The organism is Curtobacterium sp. MMLR14_002, assembly GCF_001864975.1.
GTDB classification, from domain to species: Bacteria; Actinomycetota; Actinomycetes; order Actinomycetales; family Microbacteriaceae; genus Curtobacterium; species Curtobacterium flaccumfaciens.
This window is the reverse complement of the sequence record NZ_MJGT01000090.1, coordinates 875-1,887: the sequence shown is the minus strand read 5'-3', so window position 1 is coordinate 1,887 and position 1,013 is coordinate 875. Positions and strand designations below refer to the sequence as shown.

General features: G+C 66.1%; 1 protein-coding gene and 1 pseudogene. Both read left to right on the top strand.

The features are described from left to right. Window positions 1-689: pseudogene (locus BIU91_RS15100) on the top strand (translation initiation factor IF-2); the annotation flags it as partial. A gap of 113 nt (window positions 690-802) precedes the next feature. Beyond that, the coding region (locus BIU91_RS15095) for a ribosome-binding factor A (RefSeq protein WP_139196871.1) at window positions 803-1,013 on the top strand (211 nt) is incomplete at its 3' end.

The following is a 1,013-nucleotide window of genomic DNA, read 5'->3' as shown; positions in this document are numbered from 1 at the left end:
ACGCCCTGCTGGCGAAGTCGCGCAAGCGCATCTCGCTCGAGGACTTCACCCGTGCGCTCGAAGAGGGCAAGGTCGAGTCGCTCAACCTCATCATCAAGGGTGACGTCTCCGGTGCCGTCGAGGCACTCGAGCAGTCGCTCCTGGACATCGAGGTCGACGACAGCGTCCAGCTCCGCATCCTGCACCGCGGTGTCGGTGCGATCACGGAGTCGGACATCGACCTCGCCACGATCGACAACGCCATCGTCATCGGCTTCAACGTCCGTCCGGACGTCAAGGCCCGTGAGCGTGCGGCGCGCGAAGGCATCGACGTGCGCTTCTACTCGGTCATCTACAACGCACTCGACGACATCGAGCAGTCCCTCAAGGGCATGCTCAAGCCCGAGTACGAAGAGGTCCAGTCGGGCGTCGCCGAGATCCGCGAGGTGTTCCGTTCCTCGAAGTTCGGCAACATCGCGGGTGTCATCGTCCGCTCCGGCACGATCACGCGCAACGCCAAGGCGCGCGTCATCCGCGAGGGTGTGGTGGTCGCCGATGGCCTGGCCATCGAGTCACTGCGTCGCTTCAAGGACGACGTGACCGAGGTCCGCACGGACTTCGAAGCCGGTATCGGTCTGGGCAAGTTCAACGACATCCAGATCGGCGACGAGGTCGAGACGACCGAACTCGTCGAGAAGCCGCGCGACTGATCGCGTGACTCCTCTGGGCCCCGGCCTCCCCACGCGGGAGGCCGGGGCCCGACCCCTTTCCCACGCAGGACCACCGGCGGGAAGCGTCCCGCCACTGCCTCAGGAGGCACCCAATGGCCGATCCGCAGCGCGCACGCAAGATGGCGGACCGCATCAAGGAAGTCGTCGCACGTCGACTCGACAAGGGTCTGCGGGACCCGCGACTCGGGTTCGTCACGATCACCGACGTCCGTGTGACCGGTGACCTGCAGCACGCGTCGATCTTCTACACCGTCTACGGCACCGACGAGGAGCGTGCGGACTCCGCCGCGGCGCTCAAGGCCG